Below are 15,420 nucleotides of genomic sequence, written 5' to 3'. Positions count from 1 at the left end.
ATGTAAATAAGAAACAATGAAAACTACATCCATAAATATATCAATAGCCGAACCTTGTTCTCAAAATTGGGAACAAATGGAAAAACGAGAAGGACATAATTTTTGTGAAGCCTGCAGTAAATGTGTAGTTGATTTTTCTACCTATACAAATGCAGAAATTATTAAAACTTTATCAGAATCTTCATCTGAAGTTTGCGGAAGATTAAGTCAGAAACAGTTGAACCAACTTTCTTATCATTTAGTAGTTGCCCCAAACCAAAGAAACTGGATGAAATATTTAGGTGCTTTAACAATTAGCGCTAGTATTTTTTTGCAAAATGCCCAGGTAATGGCTTCATCAAAAGTAGAAACTACAATATCCACGTTTAAAGGTATTACCGACGATCCTAAAACGGAGCCTGTTAAAATAATATATGGTTACGTGCTTAATGCAAATAATAAACCGGCTGCGCAAGGTATTAGAGTAGCGATTGAAAATACCAATATGTTTGCCTTTACAGATGCCAAAGGTAGATATGAAATTAAGTTGGAGAAGGGTTTTGATTATAAAAACAACCGTTTAATTGTAACATATAACAGAAATCAATCTGCTTTAAAAATTGATTTTTCTGGTTCTAAACAAAAAGATATGGTTTTAATTCAATATGAACCAATGATAATGGGCAAAATAATTATCAAGAAAAACTAAAAGGCTACATAAACTCCTGCTGATACTTTAATGGACTTTTACCCATAATATCTTTAAAACATTTATGAAAGCTGGCGAAATTATTAAAGCCGCTTTCATAACATATTTCTTTAACACTCATTTGGTTTTCGATAAGTAATTTGCAAGCCTGCCCAATTCTAATCTCGTTTGTAAACTGAGTATAAGTTTTTCGGCTTCTTGATTTAAAGAATTTACAAAATGAATTAGGGCTGATTTTAGCAATTTCCGCAATCTCCTTTAGATCTATTTTCTTTTTATAATTTGTTAATGTATAGTTGTATATCGCCTGTATTCGGTCTTTTTCAGTATCCTGAAAGTTCGATTGAAAACCTAAAGAAACAAGGTAATTGATTTCCTTACAATGACTTATCTCTATTAAAGCCTCTAAAAGTGAAAGGATCTTTTTTGTACCCGTAGCTTCTACAATATCTACAATAAGGTTGCCAATTGTGGCTTTAGAATTTCCGGTAATCTGCATGCCCTGTTTAGATTGTTCTATAACCTTCTTGATCTCCGTATTTTCCGGAAGATCTAAAAAACTACTTCCCCAAAAATTCTCTTCAAAATGCACTACATAAATATCGGCAGTTGTTTGACCTGAGTTTTCAAAATATTCGCTATCAAATCGCCAGTAATGCGGTAAATTTCGCCCCACTAAAACAACATCGCCATCACTAAAATTTTTGATATTATCTCCAATAAACTGGGTTCCTCTACCTCTTTTGAAATAAATCAATTCAAGCGCAGAGTGGTAATGCCATCTGTTATTAACATCGGGCATCATATCTCTTCTGGCACTAAAAGATTGTGCCGATGTAGGAGACACTTTTAATAGATGAGGTTTCATTTTTAAGAAATACTTGGTTAAAATTTAATCCAATTTGCAATAAAGATCGTTAAAAGTAATATATATTCCAATATCGCTTAATAATTAGGCAATGAAGTAAAGTTTTAAATATGCTATAAAAGTTTTATTTGTATGTTCAATAGCATCTAGCCATTTACAGTTTTTATGAGAGTTGGATTATTCATACCATGTTACATCGATCAGTTTTATCCCCAGGTGGGAATTGCAACTTTGCAATTACTAGAAAAATTTGGTGTGGATGTTTACTATCCCGAAAAGCAAACTTGCTGTGGTCAGCCGCTAGCAAATTCAGGTTATGAGCACCTTACGCAGCCCATAAATAATTGCTTTATAGAAAATTTTACTGGTTTTGATTATGTTGTTTCCCCATCGGGAAGCTGTGTTTTGCATATTAAAGAGCATTTGCATGGATCGGGCAAAGCCGAAGAAACTCAACAAATACGCAATAACGTTTATGAACTGGTTGAATTTTTAACAGATGTTTTAAAAATAGAAAACCTAACCGCCAATTTCCCTTATAAGGTTGGCCTACATCAAAGCTGCCACGGGCAACGTGGATTACGTTTAGCAAGCATGTCAGAGTTAAACGAAACTCAGTTTTCGAAACCCGAAACTTTACTGAAAATGGTTAAGGGGTTGGATTTAATTGATTTGAAAAGAAAAGATGAGTGCTGTGGCTTTGGTGGAACATTTTGTGTAACCGAAGAAGCAGTTTCTTTTAAAATGGGAAAAGATAGAATTAAAGATCATATAGATAACAGCGCCGAATACATCACAGCAGCAGATATGTCGTGCTTAATGCATATGGAAGGGATTTTAAAGCGTGCTAATAGCAAAGTTAAGGTAATCCACATTGCAGAAATACTTAACGCCGAATAGAATGAAAGATCACGCAGCACTGGCAAATATTTTTAATAAAGATGAAGAACGCGTATCCTGGCATGATGATACATTGTGGTTTGTGCGTGAAAAACGTGATAAGGTAAGTAAAGAGATAAAAGATTGGGAAGCATTGCGCAATGCAGCATCTCAGATAAAAGATAACGTACTATCCCAATTAGATCATTATTTAATTCAGTTTGAAAAAAATGCACTGCAAAATGGTGTAAAGGTACATTGGGCCGCTAATGCGGAGGAACATAATAGAATTGTACTTTCTCTACTAAAAAAGGCTGAAGTTAAAAGTATGGTTAAAAGTAAATCCATGCTTACCGAAGAATGTCACTTAAATGAATTTCTATTAGAAAATGGTATTGAAGTAATTGATACCGATTTGGGCGAAAGGATTGTTCAGCTCGCTAATGAAGCACCAAGTCACATCGTTTTGCCATGCATTCACAAAAAGAAAGAGGAAATAGGCGAAATTTTTCATGAGTTTTTGGGTACGCCAGAAGGTCTTTCTGATCCTCAGCAACTTACGGAAGCGGCAAGACAGCATTTACGTGAAAAGTTCCTAACGCGTAAAGCGGCATTAACAGGGGTTAACTTCGCTATTGCAGAAACTGGAGAGTTTGTTGTGTGTACCAACGAGGGAAATGCAGATATGGGTGCTCATTTGGCAGATATTCACATTGCTAGTATGGGTTTTGAAAAAATTATTCCTGAAAGAAAACATTTAGGTGTATTTTTAAGATTACTTGCCCGAAGTGCAACCGGGCAACCTATTACTACATATTCAAGCCATTTTAAAAGCCCACTAAAAAATAAAGAAATCCATATTGTTATCGTAAATAATGGTAGAACAACACAACTAGGGCGTGAAGATTTTAGAAATTCTCTAAAATGCATTCGTTGTGGTGCCTGCATGAATACCTGTCCGGTTTATAGAAGGAGTGGAGGGCATAGTTATCATACCGCCATTGCTGGCCCTATTGGGTCTATTTTGGCACCCAATCTTGATATGGAAAAGTATAAAGACTTACCTTTTGCATCTACTTTATGTGGTTCATGCACCAATGTTTGTCCAGTAAAAATTGATATTCACCAGCAACTATATAAATGGCGACAAGTGATTGTTAAAAATGGTTATACCGATGGTAGTAAAACACTGGCAATGAAAGGAATGGCTTTTACGCTATCATCATCAAGCAAGTTTGATTTTGTGGGCAAAGCCATGCGCTTAACATTAAAGTATGCTCCTTTTGCTATAAACAATAAATTAAACCCATGGTATAAAAATAGAGAAATGCCCGAAGTACCGAAACAATCCTTTAAAAAATGGTATCATCAAAATAGAAAGAATAGTGATGGATAGCAGAACAAGTATTTTAGAAGGCATTGCCGCAAATAAACCGACAACTGTTGTACCCTTACCAGATTTAAATTTTGATAATGGTGCTGAGCTTGGCCTCTATAAGTTTATCGCTGCGGCATCATTAAACGGAAGTAGAATTTATAGGATAGCAAACTTAGCGGAACTGAGAAAGCATGTAAAAGAAAATTTTGCACTATCTGATCGTATTTTAACTACTATTCCGGAGCTAAAAGATATAGGTGAAAAGCAAATTGAGTTTAGTGAAAATGATGACCCACATGGATTAGAGAATATAGAACTGAGTATTTTGGAAGCACACTTCGGAGTGGCAGAAAATGGTGCTTTATGGCTAACAGAAGAACTTTTAATTCATCGGGTTTTACCTTTTATAACACAACACCTCATTCTTATATTAAATGAAAACGAAATAGTACCTTCAATGAACCATGCCTATCAAAAAATAGGTAGGCAAGATTATAACTATGGTGTTTTTATTTCAGGCCCCTCTAAAACTGCCGATATTGAGCAATCTTTAGTGATTGGGGCGCACGGGGCAAGAAGTCTTGAAATATTTATGCTGAAAAAAAACTAACCAAAACATAACCAAACTAACCAATGAGCCAACCAATAACAGAACAATTCAACTTATCCCCAAACCAAAAGCAGCCCAGAAACTATTTGTTTCCATTAATACTTGTTACCAGTTTATTTTTCTTTTGGGGTTTTGTGCATAATTTAGATCCTATTTTAATTCCACATCTGCGTAAGGCGTTCAAATTAAATGATTTGGAATCTTCTTTTGTAGATTTTTCTATATTTATTGCCTATTTCGCTATGGCGCTGCCAGCAGGTTACGTAATGAAAAGATGGGGTTATAAAAGCGGAATAATTTTAGGTTTAGTTTTATTTGCAATCGGTTCATTTTTATTTATTCCCGCTGCTGATACTAAAGTTTACATCTACTTTTTAGGCGCATTGTTTATTATTGCTTGTGGTTTAGCCTTTTTAGAAACCGCTGCAAATCCATATGTAACTATTTTAGGTCCTTCAGATACAGCCACACAACGTTTAAATTTTTCACAATCTTTTAATGGTTTGGCAGCGTTTGTAGCACCAATTATTGGTTATAAGTTTTTTTCAACAGGTTCTGTAGAAACAGAAGCACAAATTAAAGCGATGACGCCTGCCGCTTACAATGCATATGTTACAGCGGAAGCAGCAAGTGTTAAAGGACCTTATACTTTTATTGGATTCGCTATTGTACTGGTGATTATCTTATTTGCCTTTACGAAACTACCAGATATAAAATCAAACGAAATTGAAGAAAAATCAAGTATTGCTGATGCGCTAAAATTTAAACAACTGCGTTGGGGCATCGTTGCACAATTTTTTTATGTAGGCGCACAGGTATGCGTACTTAGTTTTTTTGCTCGTTTTATTGGGGTTTCAGCCGGAATAAATTTAGAATCTGCATCCTGGTACTCAGGTGCTGCAGGTTTAGCTTTTATGCTTGGTAGGTTTGCGGGCACATTTTTTATGCGTTTTATGGCACCCAATAAATTACTGATGCTATATGCAGTAATTTGCACGTTGCTTACACTTGTATCTATTTTCGCCCAGGGGTTAATAACCGTTTATGCATTAATAGGCGTTGCATTTTTTATGTCGATTATGTTTCCAACCATATTTTCATTAGGCATTTTTGGGCTTGGAAAAGATACTAAAATAGCCTCCTCATTAATCGTCATGTCTATTGTTGGCGGAGCTTTCTTACCGCTTGCACTTGGCTATATTTCCGATATAACAGGAAGTATACAATATGGGTATGCGGTACCTTTAGTATGCTTTTTAGTCGTTTTCTACTTTGGTAAATCTGGATATAAGCCAGTGCAAAATTAACTTTATATGAACACAGTACTTAAAATAAATAACCAGGATAATGTTTTGGTTGCCCTAACAAATTTAGCCAAGGGCGATGTAGTGCATTATAATGGCATAAATTATACTTTACAAAATGATGTGCCCGCCAAGCACAAATTCTTTACTCAGGAAATGCATCAAGGCTCGGAGGTTTTTATGTATGGCGTTTTAGTAGGTAAAACACAATATGATTTATCTGCCGGAAGCATTATGAATACCGAAAATACTAAACATGCTGCAGAACCTTATTCTTATCGAAATGTAAATTATAAGTGGCAGGCTCCAGACATTAGTAATTTCAAAAATCGCACCTTTAAAGGCTATCATCGTAGTAATGGGCAAGTTGGAACTGCCAATTATTGGTTGTTTATTCCAACGGTATTTTGCGAAAACAGAAACCTTGATATTATAAAAGATGCACTTTACAATGCATTAGGTTACGCCGTTGATGAAAAATATAAACATTATGCCAACCAATTGGCAGATGCTTTAAAGAATGGCGAAGACATTAAAAATGTATCCTTTGAGCCTTTAAATGATGCAAAGGCTTTACGTGTTTTCAAAAACGTTGATGGAATTAAATTTCTAAACCATAATGGTGGCTGCGGTGGCACCAGACAAGATGCCGATGTTTTAAGTCATTTACTGGCTGCATATGCAGATCATCCAAATGTAGCCGGAATTACGCTTTTAAGTTTGGGATGCCAGCATTTGCAGGTTGCCGATTTTAAAAGAGATTTATTAACCCGTAACCCTTCATTTGATAAACCTTTACTGGTTTTTGAACAGCAGCAAACACAAAGTGAAGAAGAATTGGTAAGGCAAGCCATACAACAAACTTTTGAAGGTTTAATTCACATTAATAAGATAGAAAGAAGTGATGCTCCGCTGAGCGAGCTGTGTGTGGGCGTAAAATGTGGTGGTAGTGATGGTTTCAGTGGTATTTCTGCTAATCCTGCCGTTGGGCATTGTGCGGATTTATTGGTTGGGCTTGGCGCTAAAGTTTTACTTGCCGAATTTCCTGAACTTTGTGGGGTAGAACAAGAAATGATCGATCGGTCAGTTGATCGACCTACCGCTGAAAAGTTTATTCGCTTAATGACAGAATATGATGATTTGGCGCATAAAGTTGGCTCAGGTTTTTACATGAATCCCTCTCCGGGTAATATTAAGGACGGATTAATTACGGATGCCATTAAATCTGCTGGTGCAGCCAAAAAAGCAGGAAGTTCTCCAGTGGTTGATGTACTGGATTATACCGAACCTGCAACTAAACCTGGTTTAAGTTTGGTTTGCACACCTGGAAATGATGTTGAGGCCACTACAGGTAAAGCCGCATCTGGTGCAACATTAATTTTATTTACAACAGGTTTAGGTACGCCAACAGGTAATCCAGTTTGTCCTACCATTAAGGTGGCTACAAATTCTGCCTTAGCAAAAAGAATGGCTGATATTATTGATATTGATACTGGGCCAGTAATTCGTGGAGAGAAAAATATTGAAGAAATGGGAGAGGATATTCTTGAATATTGTATTAAAGTAGCCAGTGGAGAAGAAATTCCTAAAGCTGTACAATTAAATCAAGATGATTTTATACCCTGGAAAAGAGGAGTAAGTTTATAATTTAATTTTTTTAAGATGTTTCAATTACAAAATAAAAAAGCGGTAATTACCGGTGGTGGAAGCGGAATTGGTCAGGCAATAGCAGTTGTTTTAGCAAAACAAGGCGCCGAAGTTCATATTATTGAACTGACGACAGAGCATGCTGCACAAACTTTACAAATGATAGAAGATGCAGGTAAAAAGGCTTATACCTATGGCTGTAACGTTGCAAACCATCAGGAGGTGGCAACGACTTTCGAAACCATTGGTGCCATTAATATTTTAGTAAATAATGCGGGTATAGCACATATTGGTAAAGCTGATACTACTGCCGAGAGTGATTTTGATCGTGTAATGCAAGTAAATGTTAAAGGTGTTTACAATTGCTTGTTTTCTGCCATTCCGCAAATGCGTAAATCTGGCGGTGGTGTAATTGTTAATATGGCATCTATTGCTGCATTAGTTGGTATTCCTGATCGTTTTGCATACAGCACAGCCAAAGGCGCTGTTAAAGCCATGACAATGAGCGTTGCAAAAGATTATATAAACGAAAATATCAGGTGTAATTCTATTTCTCCGGCAAGGGTGCATACGCCATTTGTTGATGGCTTTTTGAAGAATAATTATCCTGATAATATCCCAGAAATGTTCGATAAATTATCAAAAACACAGCCTATTGGGCGCATGGCAAAACCAGAAGAAGTTGCTGCCTTAGCTTTATACCTGTGTAGCGATGAAGCCGCTTTTATTACGGGTTGCGATTACCCGATTGATGGCGGTTTTACAACTTTAAACAATTAAATAACTAAATAATGAAGCTAAAGCCTCTGTTTACCATCTTACTTGCTCTTTTTGTAATGCAAGTTAATGCCCAGCAAACCCTAAAACTCTGGTATAATAAGCCAGCCAGTATTTGGAATGATGCTTTACCTGTTGGTAATGGAAGATTAGGCGCCATGGTTTTTGGTAAAACGGCTACCGAAAACATTCAGTTAAATGAAGAGAGTTTATGGGCCGGTAATCAAACTAATGATAACAATCCCGAGGCTTTAGCACACATTAAAGAAATTCAGCAATTGCTTATAAACGGGCGTAACAATGAGGCACACGAACTGGCAACAAAGTATCTGCTCGCTACACCTCCTAATTTCAGATCTTACCAAACATTGGGTAATTTACGTTTAGAGTTTGCCAATATAAATGATGTTAAAGATTACCAACGAAGCCTAGATTTAGCAACCGCTATCACCACTGTAAATTATACCGCTAACGGATCGAATTATAAAAGAGAAGTTTTTGCCTCGGCACCAGATAATGCCATTATTGTGCACCTTACATCTGATAAACCAAAGGGATTAAATTTTAAAGTTTCTTTATCGCGTGAGTTAGATGCTGCCATAAATGCTGTTTCAGATAATACCTTGTTAATGAGTGGGCAAATTATGGATTTACCTTCTGATGATGAGGGTAAAGGCGGTATGGATATGAAATTTAACGCTATTGTTAAGGTCATTTCCAACTCTGGTAAAACAGAGGCTGCAAATAATGGAATTATGATTACTGATGCTACAGATGTAACTATTTTGATTACTGCAGCTACCGATTATAACCTGAATAAGTTAAATTTTGATCGAACAATTGATAGCAAAAAAACTTGCGAAGATATTATTTCCAAAGCATCGGCCTATAATTATGAAACCCTATTACAAAGGCATTTAAATGATTACCAACCAATATTTAATCGGGTAAAGTTAGATTTAGGTGGAGATGATTTCTCCAGCTTACCAACTGATGTAAGAATGGATAATGTGCGTAAAGGCGCAGTTGATAAACAATTAACTTCTCTTTATTTTCAATACGGAAGATACCTTTTAATGGGAAGTTCAAGGTTTCCGGGTGTTTTGCCAGCTAATTTACAAGGCGTTTGGAATGATTTATATCAGGCACCGTGGAAATCTGATTACCATACCAACATTAATATTCAAATGAATTACTGGCCTGCTGATGTGGCAAATCTCTCTGAAACAATGATCCCTTTTGCCAATTTTGTAGATCAAAACCGCGTGCCAGGACGAGTAGCTGCTAGTGAAACTTACGGGGCAAAGGGATGGACAATTCATCACGCTACAGATATTTTTGGTAAAACAGGCATTCAGTCTGGCATACATTGGGGTACTTCGCCATTGGCATCAGCGTGGCTTTGCCTTAATCTTTGGGATCATTATCGTTTTACAGCTGATGCCGATTATCTGAAAAATAAAGCCTATCCAATTATGAAAGAAGCGGCAGAGTTTGTACAAAGCTTTTTAATTAAGGATAAAAATGGCTATTTGGTTACGGCACCATCAATGTCGCCAGAAAATACTTTTATCCTTCCAAACGGACAGAAAGATCAGATTACGTATGCTCCAACAATAGATATTGAATTAATCCAAAGTTTATTCGATGCCTGTTTAAAAGCTGGGAAACTTTTAAATGATGATCCACAATTTTTAGAGGGACTAAGTGAAACATTAACTAAATTGCCACCCATTAAAATTAGTAAGCGCAATGGAACAATTCAGGAATGGATTGAAGACTATGATGAAGCTGAGCCAGGGCATAGGCATATTTCGCACTTATTGGGCTTATATCCTGCTGAAGTGATTAATCCTTCTAAGCCAGAATTATTTGAAGCCGCAAAGAAAACCTTAGAAAGAAGATTGGCAAATGGAGGTGGACATACAGGCTGGAGCCGTGCCTGGATTATTAATTTTTATGCCCGTTTACTAGATGGAGAAAAAGCGTGGCAAAATGTACAAGCATTGTTACAAAAATCAACCCTAAATAATCTATTTGATAATCATCCACCATTTCAAATAGATGGTAACTTTGGTGGCACAGCTGGTATAGCCGAAATGCTGGTACAAAGTCAAAATGATTATATAGAACTTTTACCTGCAATACCTGCTGAGTGGAAAAAAGGTGAAGTAAGTGGCTTGTTAGCTCGTGGTGGCTTCGAAGTTAAAATGAAATGGGAAGCAGGAAAACTTATTGATGCAGAAATTTTATCAAAAAAAGGGAACAGCTGTAAAATTAAATACGGTAAAACAATAATCAGCTTAAAAACAAAAGCAAATCAAACCTATCAATTAAATAAAAAGCTTAAAATTAACATATGAAACTAATAAGATTTGGCGCAGCCGGAGAAGAAAAACCAGGTGTAATTATCAACGAAGATTATTATGACGTTTCTGCCCTGGTAAAAGATTATGATGAAGCATTTTTTGCCGGTAATGCACTCGAAGAACTTAAAGAGAAAATAAAAAATACAGATTTACCAAAAGTAAGTAAAGAAGTAAGGTTGGGCCCTGCACTTGCAAGACCTTCTAAAATTGTTTGTATCGGTTTAAATTATAAAGACCATGCTGCAGAAACCAATGCAGCTATACCAGTAGAACCAATTTTGTTTTTTAAAGCTACTTCAGCCATTGTTGGTCCTAATGATGATTTAGTTATTCCAAAAACCAGTAAAAAAACAGATTGGGAAGTTGAGCTGGCCATCGTTATTGGCAAAAAAGCAACTTATGTAGAAGAAAAAGATGCACTAAACCACATTGCAGGTTATGTTTTGCATAATGATTATAGTGAAAGGGCTTTTCAAATTGAACGTAACGGACAATGGGTTAAAGGGAAAAGTTGCGATACTTTTGCACCAATCGGGCCATTTATTGCTACTCAAGATGAAATTGAAAACATTCACAACGTAAGATTATGGTTAAAGGTAAATGATAAGTTGATGCAGGATGGAAACACCTCAAACTTAATTTTCAATATTCCTTTTCTTGTTCATTACGTAAGTCAGTTTATGACCCTTTTGCCTGGCGATGTAATTACGACAGGAACACCTGCGGGTGTAGGTTTAGGTCAAAAACCTGAACCATGGTATTTAAAAGAAGGAGATGTTGTTGAGCTGGGTATTGATGGTTTAGGGACAAGTAAACAACACGTTACAGCTTATAAATAGCATATGAAAAGGTACTGTTTGGCTTTAGATTTAATTAATGATGAAAAACTTATTGCAGAATATGAAGAACATCATAAAGCCGTTTGGCCTGAAATTCAGGAAAGTATTAAAATTTCAGGAATTGAAGCCCTTGAAATTTACAGAACAGGAAATCGTCTTTTCATGATTATGGAAGTAAAAGAATCTTTTTCCTTTGAAGCAAAAGGTGCCGCTGATGCCGCTAATCCTACTGTTCAAAAGTGGGAAACATTGATGTGGAATTATCAGCAGGCATTACCCAACGCAAAGCCTGGAGAAAAGTGGATGTTGATGGATAAAATATTTTCTTTATAAACTTGCTGAAAATAAGGGTAGAAGGACTAAAGCAACTAATATTTGCTTTAAGCTTTAGTCTTTGAGCTTTAACCTTACCTTTTACCTTAATAAAACTAACCAAATGATAATTGATGCCCACGTACATTTCTGGAACTATCATCCTGTAAAAGACAGCTGGATTACGCCTGATATGGAAGTGATTCGTAAAGATTTTCTTCCAGATGATATTGAGTCCTATTTCTCCGATCATCAGATAGACGGTTGTGTTGCGGTGCAGGCAGATCAAAGTGAAGAAGAAACTAACTTTTTGTTAGCCCATGCCGAAAATAGTAAGGTTATTAAAGCTGTTGTTGGCTGGGTTAATTTACTTGATATTGATTTGGAGGAGCGATTAAAACACTTTAGCCAGTTTGCAAAACTTAAAGGTTTCAGGCATATTGCGCAAGCTGAACCAAAAGGTTTTTTGCTGCAGCAACAATTTATTAATGGATTAGAATTACTAAACAAATATAGCTTCACTTATGATATTTTGCTCAAGGCAGATCAGCTGAGTGATGCCATAACATTGATAAATAAATTACCTAACAATGCCTTTGTTTTAGATCATTGCTGCAAACCAGATATTAAAGGTAAGGACATAAGAAATTGGAAGGATAAAATGCAGGTACTGGCTCAAAACCCCAACCTGCATTGTAAAATCTCAGGTTTAATAACAGAAGCAGACTGGAATAATTGGAATGAAGAGGAAATTTTCAATTACCTGGATGTTGTTTTTGAACAATTTGGCATTAATAGATTATTATTTGGAAGCGATTGGCCCGTTATGTTACTTGCAGGTAACTATACACGTTGGCTTCAACTTTTAAAATCGTATACTAAACAGTTTACGGAAACCGAAAGAGAAGGTTTTTTTTCGGGAAATACAAAAGCATTTTATAAAATTTAATAAAGATGGATCTTCATTTAAACGATCGCATTATTGTAGTAAGTGGCGGTGCCAAAGGTATTGGCGAAGCCATTGTTAAAGCTTTGGCAGCAGAAAAAGCATTTCCGATTATTGTTGGTCGTAGCAAAGCTGATAATGAAAAATTGCTTACAGAAATAAAAACAATGGGTTTAAATGCTGATTATATTACAGCAGAACTTACACAGCCCGAAGCCTGCAAAAAAGTAATCGAGCAGGTGATTGAAAAATACGGACGGATAGATGGTTTGGTAAATAATGCAGGCGTAAATGATGGCGTAGGTTTGGAAAGTGGAACTTATGAAAGCTTTATGGAATCTTTACATAAAAATCTCGTTCATTATTATTTATTGGCTCAACATGCTTTGCCAGCCCTTAAAAAAAGCAAGGGTGCAATTGTAAATATTGGGAGTAAAACTGGCGAAACAGGGCAGGGAGGAACATCTGCCTATGCGGCGGCAAATGGTGGCAGAAATGCCTTAACCCGCGAGTGGGCTGTGGAGTTATTACCTTTCGGAATTCGTGTTAATGCGGTTATTGTTGCCGAAGCCCTAACGCCGCTCTATAAAACCTGGATCAGTACTTTTGACCATCCCGAAGAGAAGCTTAAATCCATTACCAACAAAATTCCTTTCGAAAAAAGAATGACCAAAGTGGAAGAAATTGCAGATATGGTTACCTTTTTACTTTCAGATCGTTCTAGCCATACCACCGGGCAATTAATTCATGTAGATGGTGGTTACGTTCATTTAGATAGAGCTATTGAGTAGATAACCCATCTTTAAATAAAAGATTTTACTGTTAAACTTGAGTTGCCGGATATGAAGCAATCTTATTAAGATGAATTTTTGTGCTATTAGATAGGCTTATAAGGTTCCTTTATACCTTATAGTGATAACTTCCCTGTAAAAGAGGCATTGTTCCCTGTTTAAGAGGCATTTTTCCCTATCTAAGAGGGAATGTTCCCTATATTAGAGGCATCATTCCTTGTATGAGCGGGATTGTTCCCTGTTAAAGAGGCATTGTTCCCTATCTAAGAGGGAATGTTTCCTGTATGAGAGGCATTGTTCCCTGTTAAAGAGGCATTGTTCCCTATCTAAGAGGGATTTTTCCCTATCTAATAGGCATCATTCCCTATTTAATAGGCATTGTGTTTTTTGAAGATTATTCTTTCCTCAAGCTTAAAATATTCAACATATTTGTAATTGTAAGTAAATACAATTTGAAATGGAAATGATAGTTAGACAAGCGCAAGAGAAGGAAATAGATACTTTACTCGAATTTGAAAAAGGGATTGTATTAGCAGAACGACCTTATGATAGCACGCTAAAACCTGGCGAAATTCATTATTACGATTTATTAGAACTAATAAAATCATCAGAAGCAGAAGTGCTTGTTGCTGAAATTAATGGAGAAGTTGTAGGATCCGGTTATGCTAAAATTTTAACGGCTAAACCTTACTTAAAGCATGCTCAATTTGCATATTTAGGTTTTATGTTTGTGAAGCCAGAATTTCGTGGCAAAGGCATAAACAAAGTTATATTAGAAGAACTTCTACGTTGGGCAAAAGAAAAGGGAATTTCTGAAATACGGCTTGAAGTTTATGATGAAAACATAGCGGCAAAAAAAGCTTACAGCAAAGCAGGTTTTACATCTAATTTATTAGAGATGCGCATGGAAATTTAAATTTTCCATGCGTTTATTTTCCATCACAAAACAAATTTTTATTCTGATAGAACTAATTCAAACTCGCCAAAACACCCATTTTTAAGTCGTAGGTAGAAAGTTTTATAGTTTTTATTTCCGTAAAATTTAATACATAATTGGTTAGCAAAGCTGCCATTACAATCATATCAACCCGCAACGGAATTAACCCTTCCATGTTTTCACGCTCAGCATGAGTAGATTTTAAGAACGATGCTGCTAACTCTTGATAAGCGTTAAAATTTATTGATGCAGATTTAATTTCCTTCGTATTTAATTCAGGATGTAGAATACCCGCAAAAGTTTCAAAAGCCCCGGCAGAACCTATTAAAGTTGTAGGTTTATATTCTTTACAAACCTGTTTTAAACCTTCCATAGTTTCCTCAAGATGTTCTAAAATTAGGCTTTCATCAGCTTTACTTAAAGGATCTGAATGAAAAAAACGTTGCATTAACCGTGCGGCCCCAATGTTATAACTCTTTTTCCATAATAAACCTTCGTTATTGCAGATAATAAATTCGGTGCTTCCACCACCAATATCCATAATAAGCGAAGTGCCTTTAATTGCACCACTTGCTTTTACGCCTTCAAAAATGAATGTAGCTTCTTCCTCACCAGAAATTACTTCAATATCAATTCCTGTTTCCATCTTAACGGCCTCTACAAAATCCTTTCCGTTACTGGCGCTCCGTATTGCCGATGTTCCGGTGGTTTTAAATTTAGTAACGCCATACTCCTTTAAAGTTTCGCTATAAATTTTTAATTGATTTACTCCACGTTTAAAAGCCGCATCAATAATCAAATTATCATTTAATCTACCCTCACCAAGTCTAACAGGTGCATTTGTTTTATAGATTATTTTAAGTTCATTATTTTCTTTTTCAGCAATAATTAAATGAAAGGTATTTGTTCCTAAATCGATGGCAGCAGTACGCATAATTTTAAATTTGGATAAATATCACTGTAAATATTGTAACGGCAAAGTGCACAAAGCAAAAAAGCACAGAGAACACGAAGAAGAGCATCTACTTCAAATTAAGCTTCGTTTTCTTAGCGTAAAACTTTGCAACCTTATCCG

At 36.0% G+C, this 15,420-nt stretch carries 15 protein-coding genes; 13 read left to right on the top strand and 2 right to left on the bottom strand.

From position 1 onward, the window contains the following. The first annotated feature begins 16 nt into the window (after window positions 1-16). Window positions 17-688, top strand: coding sequence for a peptidase associated/transthyretin-like domain-containing protein (locus tag EHC72_RS06775; protein WP_199158823.1), 672 nt, complete (start codon window positions 17-19; stop codon window positions 686-688). 4 nt (window positions 689-692) lie between these two features. On the opposite strand, the gene EHC72_RS06770 is transcribed toward EHC72_RS06775, so the two are convergent. Further along, a complete protein-coding gene (locus tag EHC72_RS06770; RefSeq protein WP_131536913.1) occupies window positions 693-1,556 on the bottom strand; it encodes an AraC family transcriptional regulator in 864 nt (287 codons plus the stop codon). Between the two features lie 165 nt (window positions 1,557-1,721). On the opposite strand from EHC72_RS06770, the gene EHC72_RS06765 reads away from it, so the two are divergent. The 12 genes from EHC72_RS06765 to EHC72_RS06710 all read left to right on the top strand — a co-directional run bounded on the left by EHC72_RS06765 (window position 1,722) and on the right by EHC72_RS06710 (window position 14,324). Beyond that, a complete protein-coding gene (locus tag EHC72_RS06765) occupies window positions 1,722-2,456 on the top strand; it encodes a (Fe-S)-binding protein (protein WP_131536912.1) in 735 nt (244 codons plus the stop codon). Window position 2,457: 1 nt separating this feature from the next. After that, window positions 2,458-3,831: a lactate utilization protein B gene (locus tag EHC72_RS06760; RefSeq protein WP_131536911.1), complete on the top strand. Its 1,374-nt coding sequence runs from the start codon at window positions 2,458-2,460 to the stop codon at window positions 3,829-3,831. Beyond that, a complete protein-coding gene (locus EHC72_RS06755) occupies window positions 3,824-4,423 on the top strand; it encodes a LutC/YkgG family protein (RefSeq protein WP_131536910.1) in 600 nt (199 codons plus the stop codon). The genes EHC72_RS06760 and EHC72_RS06755 overlap by 8 nt, the downstream gene beginning before the upstream one ends. A gap of 23 nt (window positions 4,424-4,446) precedes the next feature. After that, entirely contained in the window at window positions 4,447-5,730 is a 1,284-nt protein-coding gene (gene fucP, locus EHC72_RS06750) for an L-fucose:H+ symporter permease (RefSeq protein WP_131536909.1), read from the top strand. A gap of 6 nt (window positions 5,731-5,736) precedes the next feature. Continuing rightward, window positions 5,737-7,374, top strand: a complete 1,638-nt coding sequence (locus EHC72_RS06745; protein WP_131536908.1) for a UxaA family hydrolase — start codon at window positions 5,737-5,739, stop codon at window positions 7,372-7,374. 15 nt (window positions 7,375-7,389) lie between these two features. After that, window positions 7,390-8,154, top strand: coding sequence for an SDR family NAD(P)-dependent oxidoreductase (locus EHC72_RS06740; protein ID WP_131536907.1), 765 nt, complete (start codon window positions 7,390-7,392; stop codon window positions 8,152-8,154). A gap of 11 nt (window positions 8,155-8,165) precedes the next feature. Further along, window positions 8,166-10,514 carry a glycoside hydrolase family 95 protein gene (locus tag EHC72_RS06735; RefSeq protein WP_211660286.1) on the top strand — a complete coding sequence of 783 codons (2,349 nt, stop codon included), beginning with the start codon at window positions 8,166-8,168 and terminating at the stop codon, window positions 10,512-10,514. Further along, window positions 10,511-11,359, top strand: a complete 849-nt coding sequence (locus EHC72_RS06730; protein WP_131536906.1) for a fumarylacetoacetate hydrolase family protein — start codon at window positions 10,511-10,513, stop codon at window positions 11,357-11,359. The genes EHC72_RS06735 and EHC72_RS06730 overlap by 4 nt, the downstream gene beginning before the upstream one ends. Window positions 11,360-11,362: 3 nt before the next feature. Continuing rightward, entirely contained in the window at window positions 11,363-11,692 is a 330-nt protein-coding gene (locus tag EHC72_RS06725) for an L-rhamnose mutarotase (RefSeq protein WP_131536905.1), read from the top strand. A 103-nt stretch (window positions 11,693-11,795) separates the two neighbouring features. Further along, window positions 11,796-12,620, top strand: coding sequence for an amidohydrolase family protein (locus EHC72_RS06720; RefSeq protein ID WP_170311717.1), 825 nt, complete (start codon window positions 11,796-11,798; stop codon window positions 12,618-12,620). A gap of 5 nt (window positions 12,621-12,625) precedes the next feature. Continuing rightward, window positions 12,626-13,408: an L-fucose dehydrogenase gene (locus EHC72_RS06715; protein ID WP_131536904.1), complete on the top strand. Its 783-nt coding sequence runs from the start codon at window positions 12,626-12,628 to the stop codon at window positions 13,406-13,408. 457 nt (window positions 13,409-13,865) lie between these two features. Next, the gene (locus EHC72_RS06710; RefSeq protein WP_165585775.1) at window positions 13,866-14,324 is read left to right on the top strand and encodes a GNAT family N-acetyltransferase; all 459 of its coding nucleotides are present in this window, start codon (window positions 13,866-13,868) and stop codon (window positions 14,322-14,324) included. A 52-nt stretch (window positions 14,325-14,376) separates the two neighbouring features. Here EHC72_RS06710 and EHC72_RS06705 read toward each other — a convergent pair whose 3' ends face one another. After that, the gene (locus EHC72_RS06705; protein WP_131536903.1) at window positions 14,377-15,279 is read right to left on the bottom strand and encodes a Ppx/GppA phosphatase family protein; all 903 of its coding nucleotides are present in this window, start codon (window positions 15,277-15,279) and stop codon (window positions 14,377-14,379) included. Between the last annotated feature and the right edge of the window lie 141 nt (window positions 15,280-15,420).

Origin of the sequence: Pedobacter nototheniae (genome assembly GCF_004335085.1) — a bacterium.
GTDB lineage: Bacteria > Bacteroidota > Bacteroidia > Sphingobacteriales > Sphingobacteriaceae > Pedobacter > Pedobacter nototheniae.
The sequence above is the reverse complement of the archived record's forward strand: the minus strand, read 5'-3'. Positions and strand labels throughout refer to the sequence as shown.

What these genes read in the sequence shown, in the direction of transcription:
- EHC72_RS06720 (WP_170311717.1), top strand. Translation starts at nt 11,796, where the DNA reads ATGATAATTGATGCCCACGTACATTTCTGGAACTATCATCCTGTAAAA.
- EHC72_RS06730 (WP_131536906.1), top strand. Translation starts at nt 10,511, where the DNA reads ATGAAACTAATAAGATTTGGCGCAGCCGGAGAAGAAAAACCAGGTGTA.
- EHC72_RS06715 (WP_131536904.1), top strand. Translation starts at nt 12,626, where the DNA reads ATGGATCTTCATTTAAACGATCGCATTATTGTAGTAAGTGGCGGTGCC.
- EHC72_RS06725 (WP_131536905.1), top strand. Translation starts at nt 11,363, where the DNA reads ATGAAAAGGTACTGTTTGGCTTTAGATTTAATTAATGATGAAAAACTT.
- EHC72_RS06735 (WP_211660286.1), top strand. Translation starts at nt 8,166, where the DNA reads ATGAAGCTAAAGCCTCTGTTTACCATCTTACTTGCTCTTTTTGTAATG.
- EHC72_RS06705 (WP_131536903.1), bottom strand. Translation starts at nt 15,279, where the DNA reads ATGCGTACTGCTGCCATCGATTTAGGAACAAATACCTTTCATTTAATT.
- EHC72_RS06740 (WP_131536907.1), top strand. Translation starts at nt 7,390, where the DNA reads ATGTTTCAATTACAAAATAAAAAAGCGGTAATTACCGGTGGTGGAAGC.
- EHC72_RS06745 (WP_131536908.1), top strand. Translation starts at nt 5,737, where the DNA reads ATGAACACAGTACTTAAAATAAATAACCAGGATAATGTTTTGGTTGCC.
- EHC72_RS06760 (WP_131536911.1), top strand. Translation starts at nt 2,458, where the DNA reads ATGAAAGATCACGCAGCACTGGCAAATATTTTTAATAAAGATGAAGAA.
- EHC72_RS06765 (WP_131536912.1), top strand. Translation starts at nt 1,722, where the DNA reads ATGAGAGTTGGATTATTCATACCATGTTACATCGATCAGTTTTATCCC.
- EHC72_RS06770 (WP_131536913.1), bottom strand. Translation starts at nt 1,556, where the DNA reads ATGAAACCTCATCTATTAAAAGTGTCTCCTACATCGGCACAATCTTTT.
- EHC72_RS06755 (WP_131536910.1), top strand. Translation starts at nt 3,824, where the DNA reads ATGGATAGCAGAACAAGTATTTTAGAAGGCATTGCCGCAAATAAACCG.
- fucP (WP_131536909.1), top strand. Translation starts at nt 4,447, where the DNA reads ATGAGCCAACCAATAACAGAACAATTCAACTTATCCCCAAACCAAAAG.
- EHC72_RS06775 (WP_199158823.1), top strand. Translation starts at nt 17, where the DNA reads ATGAAAACTACATCCATAAATATATCAATAGCCGAACCTTGTTCTCAA.
- EHC72_RS06710 (WP_165585775.1), top strand. Translation starts at nt 13,866, where the DNA reads ATGGAAATGATAGTTAGACAAGCGCAAGAGAAGGAAATAGATACTTTA.